The organism is Oleiphilus sp. HI0132, assembly GCF_001635845.1.
This window is the reverse complement of sequence record NZ_LWGJ01001448.1, coordinates 1-15,386: the sequence shown is the minus strand read 5'-3', so window position 1 is coordinate 15,386 and position 15,386 is coordinate 1. Positions and strand designations below refer to the sequence as shown.

The following is a 15,386-nucleotide window of genomic DNA, read 5'->3' as shown; positions in this document are numbered from 1 at the left end:
CTCTAGCTTAAAAAGTTATGTTTGTTATGTTGTCGTTAAATTTGCTGCTACCCTTCTGATACTGACGTTCAAGAAAGAAAGCTTTATTGATCTGCTCGTTCTTAGCCGTACCTAAAGTTTCTTTATCAATAATGATGACGCTGCTCGCACGAGTTCCATAGTTGGGCGTTCTAATAAAGGGGGAAGAGAGCACTTGCTCAAACTCTTGAGGGATGCCTGTCTGCGGCAGTTCTNCAGGCGATGCTTGTTCTTGGTTCTGTAGTGCCAACAGTAAGTGTCTAGCTGCTTCAGTGTTATCAGGGTTCTGCCGGGCCTGTTCGAGAGCTGTTTTGGTTTTTCGTACTTTTGGCCAAGGCGTATCTAGCAGGTGGTTACTTAAGCCATACCGTCCCGGCTTTAGGGTTTGACTACCTCTCGTCTGACCACGATTATGGCAATATACCAAGTCTGAGCCATCAAACAGAAGAGCGTTAAATCCGGCATATTCATCGCTTGAAATTTGAGCTGCAAACTCATTTGCAGAGCAGCTTGCTTGAAGGAAGCTTGAGGGAATTTCTCCACGAGATCGTTCGTATACTCTGGAGTCTGGCGCGCGATAATTTGTAATTGCAGCGAGGCGGCCACCTTTGGAAAGGGCTAACCAGGTGCCACCCATTTTTAAATCTCGGCCGCCAAATATGTCAGGGCTATCTTCCCAGAAATGAGCGTTAAGTGTAGGGCGGGCGTAGTACTCATCTCTATTTGAGGCGAGTGTCAGTATTCGTGCTTGCTCGGGCTGCCAATCAAAAACTATTAAACACATTGAAAGAATGACCTCAGAATGTAATACAGCTATCATACCATGCAATTATTTAGGGGTAGATACGGACTATGTTTATTGTGAGCTACTTGCTGGCGGGTATCTTTGCCGGGTTAACGGCAGGGCTCTTTGGCGTGGGTGGTGGTTTAGTCGTCGTGCCTATCCTGGTTTTTGTCTTCGAAAGCCAAGGTTTCCCCGCAGAAGTCTTGACCCATATGGCGATAGCAACTTCACTTGCGACCATAGTGTTTACCTCGATGAGCTCGGTATATAATCACCATAAGAGAGGCGCGGTTTTGTGGTCGGTGTTTCGGCCGATGAGTGCTGGTATTGCGCTAGGTGCGGTGCTTGGTGTATTAACGCTGGTGCAACTAGATGGCTGGATGCTGAAAAAGCTGTTTGGACTTTTTGCGGTGATTGTAGCGCTGCGAATGTTTATCAAATCCGCTAGCTTGCAGTCTTTGGCGATACCCGGAAATATCGCACTATCTATAATGGGCGTGGTCATTGCGTGGTTTTCTTCTATCTTCGGGATTGGTGGTGGAACACTTAGCGTTCCTTATTTGAGTCGGTATCGTATTGAGATGAAAGAAGTGGTGGGTACCGCCGCTGCATGTGGTTTACCCATCGCTTTATTTGCCACGCTCAGTAATGTGATGATGGGAAGTGATTTGCAAGGACGGCCTGAATGGAGTTTGGGATTGATCTACCTACCTGCTTTACTCGGAATATCTATTTGCTCTGTATACTTCGCGAGGGTTGGAACGCAGTTGGCGCATCGCTTGTCGCCTCTGTTACTGAAAAGATTGTTTGCAGGTTTTCTGCTATTAGTTGGTGTTCGCTTTCTAGTGACTTAGCTCTGTTTAATATTAAAAATTTAAGGAATTACAATGGCGTTGTCGTATCCCCAGATAGATCCGGTTGCTTTGGACTTAGGGCCAATTCAAATTCATTGGTATGGCTTAATGTATTTGATTGGTTTTGTGGCGGCTTACTTACTAGGGCAGAGACGAGCCCAACGACCTGGTGCTCCAATTGCCAAAGAGCAAGTCGGAGATATGATTTATTACTGCGCATTGGGGGTAATCCTGGGGGGGCGCCTGGGCTACGTATTCTTCTATAACTTCGACAAATTTCTCGATGACCCAGCTTGGTTGTTTAGAATCTGGGAAGGTGGAATGGCCTTTCATGGCGGCTTAATCGGTGTGATGTTAGCCATTGTTTTTTATGCACGAAAGATTGGCTGCACTTTTTTTCAACTATTGGACTTTATCGCGCCTCTTGTGCCAATAGGTTTGGGTTTGGGACGAATCGGAAATTTTATTGGTGCAGAATTATGGGGCAGGGCGACAGATGTTTCTTGGGGAATGGTATTTCCAAACGACCCGGAGCAATTGGTTAGGCACCCTTCTCAGCTTTATCAGGCAGGGCTTGAAGGGCTGATGTTCTTTTGTATTTTATGGTTTTATTCCGTTAAACCCAGGCCTGCGGCATCGGTCTCGGGTATGTTTATGATCTTCTATGGAATTTTCCGCTTTGTTGTTGAGTTCGTAAGAGAGCCTGACGCACATATTGGTTTTGTTGCCTGGGGTTGGCTGACGAAAGGTCAACTACTGTCATTCCCGATGATATTAATAGGTGTGGGTTTTATTTGGTATGCCTACAAATTTAACTCCGATAAACTATCGCACCGAGCATAAACTAGAAAATAAAAAATTGAGAGAAGCATATGAAGCAGTACTTAGCGCTTTGTCAGCGTATTATTGATGAGGGTGTGTGGGTAGATAATAAACGTACCGGAACGCGCTGCCTGACCCTAATCAATGCTGACCTGGAGTATGACGTTGAGAACAATGTATTTCCGTTAATTACCACTCGCAAAAGTTACTATAAAGCAGCCATTGCAGAACTTCTGGGTTATCTCCGTGGGTATAGCAGTGCTGCGCAATTTCGCGAGATCGGCTGTAACACCTGGAATGCTAATGCCAATGAGAATGAAGCCTGGTTGAATAATCCGCATCGTAAAGGTGAGGATGATATGGGGCGAGTATACGGCGTTCAGGGCCGGGCGTGGCAAAAGCCGGATGGCACGCCATTAGACCAGCTTAAAAAGATCGTCGATAACCTTTCGAAAGGGGTCGATGACCGCGGAGAAATTCTAAGCTTCTATAACCCGGGCGAGTTCGAAATGGGTTGTCTGCGCCCTTGCATGCATACGCACACATTTTCTTTGCTAGGGGATACACTGTATTTGACTAGTTATCAGCGTTCTTGTGATGTGCCGCTGGGGCTGAATTTCAATCAGGTTCAGGTCTATGTTCTGCTTGCTCTAATGGCACAGATCACGGGGCATAAAGCCGGTAAGGCTTACCACAAAATAGTCAATGCTCATATCTACGAGAACCAGTTAGAATTGATGCGAGATGTGCAGCTAAAGCGTGAGCCTTTCGCTTCTCCGAGACTAAATATCAACCCTGATATCAAGTCACTCGAAGACCTTGAAACCTGGGTGACGACCGCTGACTTTGAAGTCGTCGGCTATGAGTCGCATGACAGTATCCAGTACCCTTTTTCAGTTTAAATATATATCGAGTAGGAAGAAACAATGAAGCGCTCCATGATCGTCGCGATGGCAGAAAACCGAGTTATCGGCATTAACAACAAGCTGCCTTGGTATTTGCCCAATGATCTTAAGTACTTTAAACAAGTGACGATGGGCAAGCCGATTCTAATGGGGCGTAAAACCTATGAGTCGATTGGTAAGCCGCTTCCAGGTCGATGCAATATCGTTATAACGCGAAATGAAAGCTGGTCGGCTGAAGGCGTGAAAGTCGTGCACTCTCTTGAGCAGGCTTTTGATTTAGGAGAGTCGGTTTGTGATATTGACGGTCAGTCGGAAGTGATGATCATTGGTGGTGACCAGATCTATCAAACGAGTCTGCCGGATGTTGATCGTATCTATCTAACGAAAGTTCATGCAGAAGTCGAAGGCGATGCTTATTTTCCCGAAGTCGATTGGACTCAGTGGCGTGAAATTGGGCGGGAAGATTTTGAAGCCGAAGGGCCGAATCCCTATGATTATAGTTTTATCGTTTTGGATCGTAAGTAAAAAGAAAAGGACTGAACTTCTGCTCAGTCCTATGTTTCGTCGAGCTTAATCCAGCATATCCAAATTACGAACACCACCTTTATCGGCGCTTGTTGCCAGCATGGCATAGGCTTTCAAAGCGCTAGAGACCTTTCGCTCGCGATGCTCTGCTGGTTTCCAGGCTTGCTTGCCTTTCTGCTCCATTGCTTCACGTCGAGAGTTAAGTACCCCTTCTTCCAAGACAACATCAATTGAGCGATTAGGGATATCGATCTTGATTTTGTCGCCGGCTTCAATCAATGCGATAGCGCCACCGGCAGCTGCTTCAGGGGAAGCGTGGCCAATTGATAGGCCAGAGGTACCCCCTGAGAAGCGACCGTCGGTTAACAAGGCGCAAGCTTTACCTAGGCCTTTTGATTTCAGGTAACTGGTTGGATACAACATTTCCTGCATACCCGGGCCACCTTTAGGGCCTTCATAGCGAATAATAACCACATCGCCCTCAACTACGTCATCATTAAGTATGCCTTTTACTGCGGAATCCTGGCTTTCGAAGATAACGGCTTTGCCTTCAAACACGAGAATAGAGTCATCAACGCCAGCTGTTTTTACCACGCAACCGTCTTCAGCGATATTGCCGTACAAGACTGCGAGTCCACCCTCTAAAGAAAATGCATTTTCTAATGAGCGGATACAACCGTTAGCGCGATCACCGTCCAGTGTCGGCCAGCGAGTCGATTGACTAAAAGCCGTTTGGGTTGGAATGCCAGCAGGGCCAGCTTTAAAGAACTCGGCAATTTCTGGATCATTATTTTGCATAATGTCCCATTTTGCTAGCGCTTCTTTCATTGTCTTACTGTGGACCGTTGGCAGGTCGGTATGCAGAATTCCGGCTCGATCTAGTTCGCCCAGAATAGCCATGATGCCGCCAGCTCTATGAACATCTTCAATATGATATTGAGGAGAGTTCGGTGCAACCTTACATAACTGAGGGACGCGTCTGCTTAGTTCGTTGATGTTCTTTAGGTCGAAATCTAATTCCGCTTCTTGAGCCGCTGCCAAAAGGTGAAGGATGGTATTGGTTGAGCCGCCCATGGCGATATCAAGCATCACAGCGTTTTCGAAGGCTTTATGGCTGGCAATTGAGCGTGGTAGAACTGATTCGTCATCTTGTTCGTAATAGCGGCGTGTAATGTCTACGATGCGGTCTGCAGCATCAAGGAATAGCTTTTCACGGTCTGCATGAGTTGCCAATGTTGTGCCGTTACCTGGTAAAGATAGACCAATAGCTTCAGTCAGACAATTCATTGAGTTAGCCGTGAACATGCCTGAACAAGAGCCGCATGTTGGGCAGGCGCTGCGCTCATATTCTGCAACCGTTTCATCATCAGCGCTATCGTCTGCAGCAATGACCATGGCATCGACCAGGTCGAGCTTGTGTTCCGAAAGCTTGGTTTTACCTGCTTCCATTGGGCCACCCGATACGAAGATAACCGGAATGTTCAGACGCAAAGCAGCCATTAACATTCCCGGTGTGATTTTATCGCAGTTGGAAATGCAAACCAGTGCATCGGCACAGTGAGCATTCACCATGTATTCAACCGAGTCGGCAATCAGCTCTCTGGAAGGTAGGCTATATAGCATGCCGTCATGACCCATCGCGATACCGTCATCGACCGCGATGGTATTAAATTCTTTTGCAACGCCTCCTGCTTTTTCTATCTGGCGTGCTACAAGTTGCCCCATGTCTTTAAGGTGGACGTGACCTGGAACGAACTGGGTGAAGGAGTTTGCAACAGCGATAATTGGCTTTTCAAAATCTTCTGTTGTCATCCCGGTGGCACGCCATAATGAGCGTGCTCCCGCCATATTTCTGCCATGAGTAGAGGTTTTTGAGCGATAGGTCGGCATCGTTGGTCTCTTAAATAATCGTTGTTAGAAAGAAAAATCTGAAGCAGGCAGCATAGCAAAAAAAATGCATGCTGGCACCAAATGGCGAATCTTCAATACGAAACTATAAGATTGGAAAAATCAGTCTATGCTTACTTAAAAGCCAACCGTGAATACCTGAATAAACTATGAAACTGCCGCTGTTACCGCTCAATGCTATTGTCTGTCCGCAAGGTCGTATTCCTTTGCAGATTTTTGAGCCGCACTATTTAGATATGATTGCTGATTCGATGAAGCAAGGCGAAGGCTTTGTGGCAGTGTTGATGTGCAGTGAAAATGCACCGACTGAACACGTGCGAGAAGGGCAGTTCTATGAACTTGGCACGCGTGTTCAAATTGTAGATTTTGGCAAGACGCCTAGTACCGGGGTGTTAAATCTGACGGTTGAAGGTCTGGAACAAGTCAAACTATCCTCACTTGAAGAACGTGAAAATGGCGTCTGGTATGCCGAGCTTGAGGCTATTGGTGAAGAGCAGCATATTGACTTGCCCGAGGAGTTTGATGAGCTGCGTGTGGTACTGCAGGCTCTGGTCAAACACCCCTTTGTTCGCGATTTGAATATGGATATTGATTATGAAGATGGGCGCCAAGTAGGCTGGCGCTTGACTGAGTTACTGCCGCTAGGCAATAAACAGAAACAGCATCTTTATGAAATGAGCGACCCGCTTCAGCGTCTGCAAGCAATCTCTCGTCAAATTTCTGATATGGTTACTTAGGCCGTATAAATCTTGAGTCTTGATCAGACGGCTCTGCGTTTAGGGGCGTAACTGGTAAGCCTGCAAGGCTTCTGGAAAGAAATAAAGCTGATAGCCAATTAAGATGCCGAGCCATAGACAAAGTGCTGTCATAACCGCTTTCTTTTCAACAGTGATATCTCGACGGTTCGCGGCGTCATAAGCTTGGTGAGTGCTATATAACACTCTACTAATTCCACAAATCGCTAAACCTAGCGCTATGCCCCCAACAATATCAGACAACCAGTGAACGCTGAGCATAACCCGGCTAAAAGCGATCAGAAACATCGGCACAAAGAATAGCAAGTAGCACTGCCAGCGTTGGGTCTTGGGTAGCTGTTGGGCAATAAATGCTGCAATCAGGCCGTAGAAAACGGTTGAGCCTGAACTATGGCCACTAGGGTAGGCATATGAAACAGGCGGTGAGAGTACTAGTTCAGGTCGGGCAATACTAAATACTGCTTTTAGTGTGTGTGTAATTGCCGCAGTACTTAAGCCGGAAATCACCAGTAAAGTGGAGGCTCGGAACTGCCTTAGATAAAGCATCAAAGCGATGAGTGTTATAAAGGAGGCATACAAAAACTTTTCATCGCCAAGCAGGGTTAGATGGATAAATATCCGAGAGCTGATATCGCTGACAAAGGTACTGATGTTGCGCAGCTCAGCGCCGAGTTGAAGTACGCTGGCATCTAGTTGGCTTAGCAAGCCTGTTCGTAAAACCAGAAAGCTCCAAATAATAAAGAATAAGCTTGATCCTATGAATAAACTCAGTGACGCAAGTGGAAACTCATAGTCCTTTGATGACGTGTTTTGGCTTTTGTTATTGCGCAATAGCGCCGCATAGATGCGAGATCCATGCTGAAGGTTAAGGCTGGCATAGCGAAAGCTGAGAGTGATAATGAGCAGCGCAGCAATTAGAGAGAACAAGGCCGGATAAAAGTTACTTGGCAGAACCAGATGGACGGCACTGCCAGTCAGGTAGCCAGGCAAGATATAAAACGGTGCCCAAATGGTTGCCGAGAGGGCATTGAAGACAGTGAATCTGGTTTGAGACATTCCAAGCATTCCTGCGACAATAGGAATGACTGGACGAATAGGGCCGATAAAGCGGCCGAGCATAACGCTTTTCCCACCGTGCTTATGGAAGAAACGCTCACCAGACTGAAGTGTTTTAGGGTAGCGGGAGAAGGGCCAAATGTTTCGCAAGCTATCTTTAAAATAATGACCAAGAAAAAAGCTGATGCCGTCTCCCAATATGGCACCGAGAAAGCCCGATAATAAAAGCCACTCAATAGGTAGATTAATGTGACCTGCCAAGGCTGACACAAGAAAGAGCAGCAATACGCCGGGTACGATTACTCCTGCAAGCGCCAGAGACTCAATAAATGCAATAAGTAAAACAGCCACGAAAACCCAGTTTGGGTTTAGTTCAAGCCATGCAATAAGGGGTTGGAAATCAGATTCTGTCATTGTGCCGGGTGTAAGTGCGAATAGTATTGAAAGATGTGCCGGGGTAAACAGACTTAGCCTCGTTGGGTCACTTTACACACTAATGACAAGCGAGACAAATTGTCAGAAGTCTTGAGCTTTCGCCAATAGAGGGGAGAAAGCTGTAAACAACGAACTTGTCTGTTTAGTGACTATGCAGGCAGACGCGGTTATGGCCGTTTTTTTGTGCTTCGATCAAACCAATCTGAGCGTTCTCAATTAATTTCTTTGCTTCGCCATCTCGATCGCCTGAGCAGTCATCAGGTATATAGGTTGTGCAGCCCAGGCTAACCGTAATTGCATCAACCACTGGCCAGTTGCATTCCTCTATGGTGCGTCGAATTCTTTCCGCAATAACTAAAACGCCCTCTGAAGGTGTGCAAGGTAAGAGGAGGTAAGAGGTCTGCTTTCCATCAAAGTAGTCGCTATCTCCTGCGCGAATCATTGCTTTAAGTGTCTCTGCAAATCGAGCAAGAAGGTCGTTTGTATTTGGGAGACCGTGCATGTCTTGAATTTGAGGGAAGTAATCGACTTCAAGGGAAACCAGAGAAAGGGGTTTGCCTGTTCGGTCAGCTCGGCACATTTCTTTTTTAAGGGTATCTCTCAAATGGCGGTAGTTATAAGCTTTAGTTAGTGGGTCATGTATCTCAAGTTCTACCAGTGTGCGACTGCGTTTCTGATGAAGCTGAGCATAAGTACTTGTTAGCCCCATAAATAATGCAAAGCTGGTTGCAAACTCTAGTGCTGAGATGATGCTGCTGGCAAATAGCAGTAGCAGTGAGTAACACACACCCATCACCACGTTGAATATGCTTGCTTGGCGATAGGGAAGGCATAGATAACAAAGAAGACCAATCGGAAATATCCAGTGCTTAAGCTCCTCAGGGTGTTCGCCTGCATTGGCGAAAATGCTGAGAACAGATATAACACCTACAGCGAGACAGGCTTGCTTGAGGTATTTGGCTTCGGGGGAGAACTTGGCGTAGAGGCTTGTGCTTAAATAAACGATGCTTAGAAGTGTTGCAACGTAAACGAGCTCATAGAGACCGTAGCGATAATTTTGTATACCAAGCACAACCATAGCAATTGCGCCAAGCAGAAATAATGTGGCAGTAAGACGGGTTTGAAGCTGGATTTCAGAGAACATTATTGTGCTCCTTCTGCATTGGCTGGCGTTGCGTCTTGGGGCAGCTCATCGATGTCTCGATAGATGTGTGTTCTATTAATACTGGTAGCTTGTGTTTCTGATAAGGCATGGCTTGCCCGGCCTGTTATGGAGGTACTGTCATCGCCGATATTTAAGCAGGACACGCCAGCACTAACGGTAATACTTTCTCCATGAATCTCAATTTCTTTGCGGACTTTAAGTCGCAGGCTGTCTGCTATCTTGACTGCTTGAATCGAGCTGGTATGAGGTAAGACGATAAGAAACTCATGATGTTCCCAAAGGTAGTAACTGTCGAACAAGCGAAGGTTGTTATGGAGCAACTTGCCAATGGCAATCGTGACAGCATCTTGTTCTTTAGGGTTTAGTTTGGAAAGACATATTTTGTCAATTGCCAACGCGGCTGTAGACAATTCACTGCCTTCACGTTCACTGCGTTGAATTTCTTTTGTCAGGTCATCATCTAGATGTTCTTTGGTGGCTGCTTTGGTCAGGTTATCTGTACGACGCAGTGGCTTAAGCTGTTTTCGTCTTAGTTCTCTCAAGTAAACCAGGCAGCAGCTCATGCTTAGGTACAAAAGGTAGCTCATAGTATTTTGAATGTTTTCAAACGGAGAGCCGCTAGCATTCAAAGAGGCCAGGGCAAATACTGAGAATATCCCGACAAGCCATAGGGCAGGTTTGAATTCATAGAAAAAGAACAGCAATAAGGGAATGAAATAGGTCCATGTTTTAAAGTCTTCCAGGCCTGTCATTAAGCCTATTAGGGCAATGCAGGCGAGAGCCAGAGAACTGTGTTTAAACCAGATGAAGCTCTCTTTATCGGCATTTCGGTTTTTACTTTGCCACTGGTTTACAATGAGTAGCGCACACAGAACACCGATGCCGCAAGCGCTGATCAATTGCCCCTGAAAGAGCAGGGCGAGCGCTAAGGTACCTGCCAGAATAAGGGCATATAAGTAGGATTTTGAGTTAATAAGTAGTTGGTGGTCAGAATGTGCCATGTTGAAAATGTTGCTCGTTATGTTCTGGTCGTTGGCTCGCCAAAGCCTTGTGGTGTCTTTCCTTGCAGGTAATATGCAAAGGCAATTATTTCAGCTATTACCCGATATAGAACTTCGGGGATTTCTTCTCCCAGTTCTAGTTTAGACAAAATGCTGACTAATTCACTATTTTCGTATAAAGGTATGCCGTGCTCTTCGGCAATGCGCATTATTTCCTCAGCGAGCTCATTCTCACCTTTGGCAGTAAGTTTGGGCGCTGAAACTTCATCGTACTTGAGCGCGATGGCTCTTGTTTTCGAGCTGGTTTTGTTATTGTTGTTCATGCTTGAATATCTACCAGGCTTTGTGTCAACTTGGTGGCCTGTTGTTCTGGTAGGCCTTGTTGGCAAATAATATCGCCTACTTCTAGGCCTAGCTCTGAAAGCTTTTCCTTAAAATGTTTGCTCTCCCTTTGCGCGAGCGCGAAAGTATCGGCTTGATCTGCCCAGATAATGGATGAAATAGAAGGAGGGAGCAAGCTTACTTGAATATATATTGCTCCCAGGCCTTCTAAGTCGAAGGATAGTGATATTTTCCACTGCAATGCTTTGTCCTCAGATTCCTCTTCCTGGTTCTGAGTGGCGCTTTTTTCCTTATCGAGTCTCAGGCTGAAGGTGGTGACCCCTTGGTTGACATTCACCACGGGCAATTCAAAAAACCATGATTGAAGTGTATTGCCGTCACTGGTTTGGCTTTGAAAGAGGCTGTTCAACTGGTTGAACTGAATACGATTAAGCATTCCGGCAAGTATTTTCAAAAGCTGCCCGGTAGAAAACTCTTGCTCGGCAAAAAGAGCTTTGGCCTTCGCTGTTGTGTCGGACTGGATGCGCGGAAAATTAAAGGGAGTTGTTAATAGTTCAGGCTCTAAAAGGCTGCCAAGGAGTTTCTCTATCGCCTGGTTTTGTTCGCCGCTGCTATTTGCGGCAGGTAATAAGTTTCGGCTAATGCCTAGCAGGGTCGCTTTTAAATCGCTTGATATTGTCTTGTCTTGGCTTGGATCGGCTGCCGTGTTGCTATGTTGCTTTACAAGTTGCTGCAGCATGTCTAGTGCTTGCTTCGTGACTGCAGAGCTTGTTTGGTTGGTATTTTGAGGAGAGGGGGTTCCAGAAAGCGGGTTATTGGCAGTAGGTTTGGTCTGGTCTGCTTGCGCTAATGCTATTTTGTTCAAGGTTTTGAGGTTTTGGAGTTGCTCGAGTATTTGTTGTTTGTTGGTGGTGTTACTGAGCTGTGACTCCATGAAAAGACCGCTGTGTTTTAAGGCGTTTCTAATTGTGTCAGGAGAGCTTAGAGTGTCGCCTTGACGGCTGGCTTGAGAGATCTGCTCTGCGTGAGGAAGAGATTTGATCAGTGTTGCGATGCTTTCTAGCGCAACTTTTCGAGTAAGCGGCGATGAGCCTTGTGTAGGGGAGAGCTGGGTTTGTTGAGCGCTGGCTATCTTTGTTTGATTTTGAGAAATGGGCGGCGTTTGCGAAGTCGCTTTACTCATCTCATTCAGGGCAGCGAAGCCGGTACCAAGAGACAGTTGCTTCGGTAGCAGTTTTGCTAAGGTGCCTAATAGTATTTCGGTATTGATGCTGCCTTTGTCTGCTGGGATTTGAGCTGTGCTTCTATTAGTCGGACTGACAAGGATCAAAGCCTTGCTCTGTTTTGTTGATGAGCTTTCAAGCTTGACTAATAGCGTCTGACCTATCTCTAAAGGAATGCTGCTGGTGGTTGTGACAAGTTTGCCATTAATATTGAGTAGCCATTCTTTACTGCTGTGAGTGTTTACTGTGGCTGCTTTTCCTTCGATTACCGGCTGTTCCTGGTTAGTTTTGGGGGGGGGTGCCTGAACAGTTGCCTGGTATTGCTTACCGGGTACCAGTTTAAGCTCTTCAATGCTGGTAATTTGTGATCTAGAAAGAGTGCTTGTACCTTTGCTGACGACCTCTGGCGTTGACGGTGGTTTTGGTGTGATGTCCATGACGTTGCTGTATCCCAGGTGCTGCCAGAATAAATCTCGATTGGGACAGGGTTTTATTGTGAACAGGCTCCCAATCAAGACGCTTATAGATTATTTCACAGATTATCCCAGATATAATGGAGACGCAAAAAATAGAATTACGGAAAGATATTCCTGATGTTTTTGAATAGTGTCTCAGGAAATAGAGTGGTACATGGATTAGCTCATAGGAAATTAGGGTGTTATGACAAAGCAGGCATTTAAATTATTTCTCGCTTGGTGTGTTTCAATCGTTCTGGCAGGTTGCGAAGGGCGAGTGGCAGAAACGGCACCAGAAACAGTAGACGATACTTCACCACCTTCTACTCCGGGGCAAGATTTTCAAGATGTTGCTATCGACGAAACTTTTTTCTCTCGCCCGTCTGACGAGGTGAGTGACAGTTTGGGCTTATATTCCTTCAGTGCTCCAGAAACAGAAAGTTCGACGATTCAGCATGAGGCAGTTTTTTCCTCTGAATCAGGAATGATCTTGAGCCTGAATACTTCCGATAGCAATGGAGCCAAGCCGGATATTTCAATCTTGGTGAGTACCGATACCGTCTATAAAGTTGACCATGAAACGAATGAACTCAAGGCTATCAATCACTTTAAGAATGAAATATGTGAGATTCATCCAAAAGAGCTAGTCGTCTCTTCTCTTTCTGATTCCGGTACCGGTACCGTTGAGACCTTTTCGGTTAGGCATGCGGAGTCGGTTTATGTTGTGACCGCAGTCGATGAGGAAGACGGTTCAGCGTGTGAAAACATGGATGCAAGTCGAACATATTATGAACTACCCTTAAACTATCAGTTCGATGCTTCGTTTACAGACCCCTCTCTTACTGATGAGTTGCTTATTGTTGATGAAGCTCAGGCTAAAGCAAAGTTAGTGTTTGGCTGGATTGATAACCCGGATAATGCAGGGGAATATATTTTAAATTATGGTTACCTTGGTTATAGCTTTGCGCTGAGGAAGTTAGAGTTTTTTGACCAGGACAGGAATTCTGTATGGTCGCAAACCAGAGAGCTTGCTTCCTACCCATCAATTGACGCGAATGGGTTTACGTCTCCATTTTATCTCTTTGATGTACGTACCTTGGATAATTATCAATACCTGGTCCAAATGAATCAGGATATTTTTGTTGTCGATGCAAGCACAGAGTTTTTTGCAAAGACTCAGAGTGATGTCGGCACAATATTGACCGATCGGATAATAAATATCGGCAGCTATGCTCCTTATATCGCGGGGGGTGTCGAGCCAGGGATTTATGAAGTAGAAGCGTATCATGATGATGATGACTTAGTGATCATTGATGAAGGGAAGATTTTTACCTACCCATTTTTACAAAACCAATTTACGCCTGATAGCGTCAGTCATGACTACCTTGTTGAGACAAATGACGGATTTATCTATCAGGAACAAGCACACAGACGCAAGAAAACGTTTTCACAATTCGACTATCAGCGCTGTGACGAAGAGGATGATGCTTGTAATGCCGCTCATGATGTCACGGCTTCTTCCTGGCAGTTTATAACGGATTGTGATGCCGATCTCGGCTGTCAGTTGGAGCAGGATGTTGCAGACTTGTGTGAGACTCAAGAAGAACATGATGTGAGCCAGTCTGGCAGAAATATTTGTTCTGCCGAGTTTTTTGAGCACTTGGGGGAGTTGAATAATACAGAGAACGATGCCCAGTTCGTTGGTTATATGCAGTACTTGGCAGATTCCTTGAATAAGTATGAAGTGAGTATTTTTGAAGACAGCTTGTTGTTATCTGCATCAATGCTCGAAAAAGATCTGATTGTTCGTTATTTTTATAAGCAGTCTTTGTCAGCGCCAAAATCAGTACGTGAGCATGTTATGTTTGGTGCTGAATCAGATCTATATGCTCTGGAGCACTTTGTTGAAAATAACAACGTATATATCAGTGCTTTGATTCCAGGAGCGGTGAGAAGTAATGAGTGTTATAAAAACTACCTTCGTGTTGAGTGTGACCTGGGTTCCCAAGAAGGTGGTGGGAGTGACCGATGTACGGGGGCTGATCTGGCAGAGGGTACGTGTTTCTCTTCTTTTACCGAATTTGAATCTACAGCACTGTTTTGCACTCCTAATCAGGTATTAACTAGAGTATGTGCTGATGCTAGTCTTGACTCAGGCTCAATTCGTACTGAGGCAAGCGATGAAGATGGTAAATGGGTGCGCATGCTTGACCTGAGTGGTGACGAGGCTGATAGGCAGACAGTATATCTATTGACGTCCTCGCATCAGGAAGCGCTTGATGAACAGGTTCTTGATGAAGGACGCTTGCTGACACCTACCTTGTATGAAATTGACGATAACGATGGCTCTCTTGGCTCAGAGCTTGGCGTATTGAATGATGTTGTTGAGACGGTTATTGGCGGAGTGCTTTATCAGAAAGCGAGTGGCGCTGAACCGTTGTTTGAGGGCTTGCTGGATGTCCTTTCTTATGACGTGTCTGTCTCGGAGGAAGAGGGTGCTTCAGGTCAGGAATTACTTAGTCGTCATTCCAAGTATGCTATTGTTAATACCTTGAGTGATGATAATAGTGCTGTTTCGGTACGTCAGACTCCAAGGTTGGCGGAAACAGTCTTTAAACGATTTGACACTGCGCCAAAGTCAACGGGTTCATCTGAATAGACAAAGAAAAATATTTCAAGTTCAGAATAGGTAGTCCGCGTCTTCATGAGTGGTGTAGTGAGCTATCACTGGTCTGAAAGGGGGCTTATCTTGAATAGAACGTCAGGCTACTTATTAGCGCTCTGTGCTGGAGTATCTTTGGGTTGGCTAGCGCAGCAGTTCTGGTTTGCTGGTCTCGATCAGCAAGTTTCCAGCTCTCAGAGAGATTTGCTTCGAAATGAGCAGCGCCTAAAAAACTTGCGCTCAAAGGAGCAGAATTTAAAGAAACCGGCTAGCCTGGATTCTGTTGACAGTACTTCTACAAAAACCGAAATGACCGATATCGAGCTTCTTGCCGATCAGCTTGAGAATAAGGCTCAGCTATCCGAGACTGACTTTCAGGTCATTTTTAGTGTTGCCAAGCAAAAACTTGCTCAAGGTAATGTTCAGGACGCAATAGTCTACTTGTACGATTTGCGTCTACTGGTGGACTCTCAGTT

General features: G+C 45.6%; 14 protein-coding genes. 7 read left to right on the top strand and 7 right to left on the bottom strand.

Annotation, left to right across the window (positions count from 1 at the left end):
* Positions 1 to 7 precede the first annotated feature (7 nt).
* On the bottom strand, positions 8 to 802 hold the full coding sequence (locus A3766_RS22145) for an NRDE family protein (protein ID WP_068642983.1): 795 nt from the start codon (positions 800 to 802) through the stop codon (positions 8 to 10).
* Positions 803 to 870: 68 nt separating this feature from the next.
* Here A3766_RS22145 and A3766_RS22140 point away from each other — a divergent pair, with 68 nt between their 5' ends.
* Genes A3766_RS22140 through A3766_RS22125 form a run of 4 tightly spaced genes read left to right on the top strand, consistent with a single transcriptional unit; the run spans position 871 to position 3,908 of the window.
* On the top strand, positions 871 to 1,656 hold the full coding sequence (locus A3766_RS22140) for a sulfite exporter TauE/SafE family protein (protein ID WP_068516211.1): 786 nt from the start codon (positions 871 to 873) through the stop codon (positions 1,654 to 1,656).
* A gap of 33 nt (positions 1,657 to 1,689) precedes the next feature.
* A complete protein-coding gene (gene lgt / locus A3766_RS22135) occupies positions 1,690 to 2,499 on the top strand; it encodes a prolipoprotein diacylglyceryl transferase (protein WP_068516215.1) in 810 nt (269 codons plus the stop codon).
* A gap of 29 nt (positions 2,500 to 2,528) precedes the next feature.
* Positions 2,529 to 3,380, top strand: a complete 852-nt coding sequence (locus A3766_RS22130; protein ID WP_068516218.1) for a thymidylate synthase — start codon at positions 2,529 to 2,531, stop codon at positions 3,378 to 3,380.
* Between the two features lie 24 nt (positions 3,381 to 3,404).
* Positions 3,405 to 3,908 carry a dihydrofolate reductase gene (locus A3766_RS22125; RefSeq protein WP_068516222.1) on the top strand — a complete coding sequence of 168 codons (504 nt, stop codon included), beginning with the start codon at positions 3,405 to 3,407 and terminating at the stop codon, positions 3,906 to 3,908.
* A gap of 45 nt (positions 3,909 to 3,953) precedes the next feature.
* On the opposite strand, the gene ilvD is transcribed toward A3766_RS22125, so the two are convergent.
* A complete protein-coding gene (gene ilvD / locus A3766_RS22120; RefSeq protein WP_068516225.1) occupies positions 3,954 to 5,798 on the bottom strand; it encodes a dihydroxy-acid dehydratase in 1,845 nt (614 codons plus the stop codon).
* A gap of 167 nt (positions 5,799 to 5,965) precedes the next feature.
* Between ilvD and A3766_RS22115 the strand changes: the two genes are divergently transcribed.
* A complete protein-coding gene (locus A3766_RS22115) occupies positions 5,966 to 6,553 on the top strand; it encodes an LON peptidase substrate-binding domain-containing protein (RefSeq protein WP_082865204.1) in 588 nt (195 codons plus the stop codon).
* 39 nt (positions 6,554 to 6,592) lie between these two features.
* Here A3766_RS22115 and A3766_RS22110 read toward each other — a convergent pair whose 3' ends face one another.
* From A3766_RS22110 to A3766_RS22090, 5 genes are all read right to left on the bottom strand, one after another.
* Positions 6,593 to 8,041, bottom strand: a complete 1,449-nt coding sequence (locus A3766_RS22110; RefSeq protein WP_068516227.1) for a bifunctional DedA family/phosphatase PAP2 family protein — start codon at positions 8,039 to 8,041, stop codon at positions 6,593 to 6,595.
* A gap of 163 nt (positions 8,042 to 8,204) precedes the next feature.
* Positions 8,205 to 9,206, bottom strand: a complete 1,002-nt coding sequence (locus A3766_RS22105; protein ID WP_068516229.1) for a GGDEF domain-containing protein — start codon at positions 9,204 to 9,206, stop codon at positions 8,205 to 8,207.
* The gene (locus tag A3766_RS22100; protein ID WP_068516232.1) at positions 9,206 to 10,228 is read right to left on the bottom strand and encodes a diguanylate cyclase domain-containing protein; all 1,023 of its coding nucleotides are present in this window, start codon (positions 10,226 to 10,228) and stop codon (positions 9,206 to 9,208) included. Before A3766_RS22100 ends, A3766_RS22105 begins: the two co-directional genes overlap by 1 nt.
* Before the next feature lie 17 nt (positions 10,229 to 10,245).
* On the bottom strand, positions 10,246 to 10,551 hold the full coding sequence (locus tag A3766_RS22095) for an EscU/YscU/HrcU family type III secretion system export apparatus switch protein (protein ID WP_068516235.1): 306 nt from the start codon (positions 10,549 to 10,551) through the stop codon (positions 10,246 to 10,248).
* Positions 10,548 to 12,230 carry a flagellar hook-length control protein FliK gene (locus A3766_RS22090; protein ID WP_068516238.1) on the bottom strand — a complete coding sequence of 561 codons (1,683 nt, stop codon included), beginning with the start codon at positions 12,228 to 12,230 and terminating at the stop codon, positions 10,548 to 10,550. The genes A3766_RS22095 and A3766_RS22090 overlap by 4 nt, the downstream gene beginning before the upstream one ends.
* 223 nt (positions 12,231 to 12,453) lie before the next feature.
* Between A3766_RS22090 and A3766_RS22085 the strand changes: the two genes are divergently transcribed.
* Positions 12,454 to 14,907 (top strand): hypothetical protein, encoded by a 2,454-nt coding sequence (locus A3766_RS22085; protein WP_068516241.1) that lies wholly within the window; start codon positions 12,454 to 12,456, stop codon positions 14,905 to 14,907.
* Positions 14,908 to 14,997: 90 nt separating this feature from the next.
* Positions 14,998 to 15,386: hypothetical protein (locus A3766_RS22080; RefSeq protein ID WP_156509048.1), on the top strand; the 389-nt coding region annotated here is incomplete at its 3' end.

Bases quoted from the DNA above. Each gene is read 5' to 3' on its own strand.
- A3766_RS22115 (WP_082865204.1), top strand. From the start codon at position 5,966: ATGAAACTGCCGCTGTTACCGCTCAATGCTATTGTCTGTCCGCAAGGT.
- A3766_RS22090 (WP_068516238.1), bottom strand. From the start codon at position 12,230: ATGGACATCACACCAAAACCACCGTCAACGCCAGAGGTCGTCAGCAAA.
- A3766_RS22140 (WP_068516211.1), top strand. From the start codon at position 871: ATGTTTATTGTGAGCTACTTGCTGGCGGGTATCTTTGCCGGGTTAACG.
- A3766_RS22130 (WP_068516218.1), top strand. From the start codon at position 2,529: ATGAAGCAGTACTTAGCGCTTTGTCAGCGTATTATTGATGAGGGTGTG.
- lgt (WP_068516215.1), top strand. From the start codon at position 1,690: ATGGCGTTGTCGTATCCCCAGATAGATCCGGTTGCTTTGGACTTAGGG.
- A3766_RS22100 (WP_068516232.1), bottom strand. From the start codon at position 10,228: ATGGCACATTCTGACCACCAACTACTTATTAACTCAAAATCCTACTTA.
- A3766_RS22085 (WP_068516241.1), top strand. From the start codon at position 12,454: ATGACAAAGCAGGCATTTAAATTATTTCTCGCTTGGTGTGTTTCAATC.
- A3766_RS22125 (WP_068516222.1), top strand. From the start codon at position 3,405: ATGAAGCGCTCCATGATCGTCGCGATGGCAGAAAACCGAGTTATCGGC.
- A3766_RS22105 (WP_068516229.1), bottom strand. From the start codon at position 9,206: ATGTTCTCTGAAATCCAGCTTCAAACCCGTCTTACTGCCACATTATTT.
- A3766_RS22095 (WP_068516235.1), bottom strand. From the start codon at position 10,551: ATGAACAACAATAACAAAACCAGCTCGAAAACAAGAGCCATCGCGCTC.
- ilvD (WP_068516225.1), bottom strand. From the start codon at position 5,798: ATGCCGACCTATCGCTCAAAAACCTCTACTCATGGCAGAAATATGGCG.
- A3766_RS22110 (WP_068516227.1), bottom strand. From the start codon at position 8,041: ATGACAGAATCTGATTTCCAACCCCTTATTGCATGGCTTGAACTAAAC.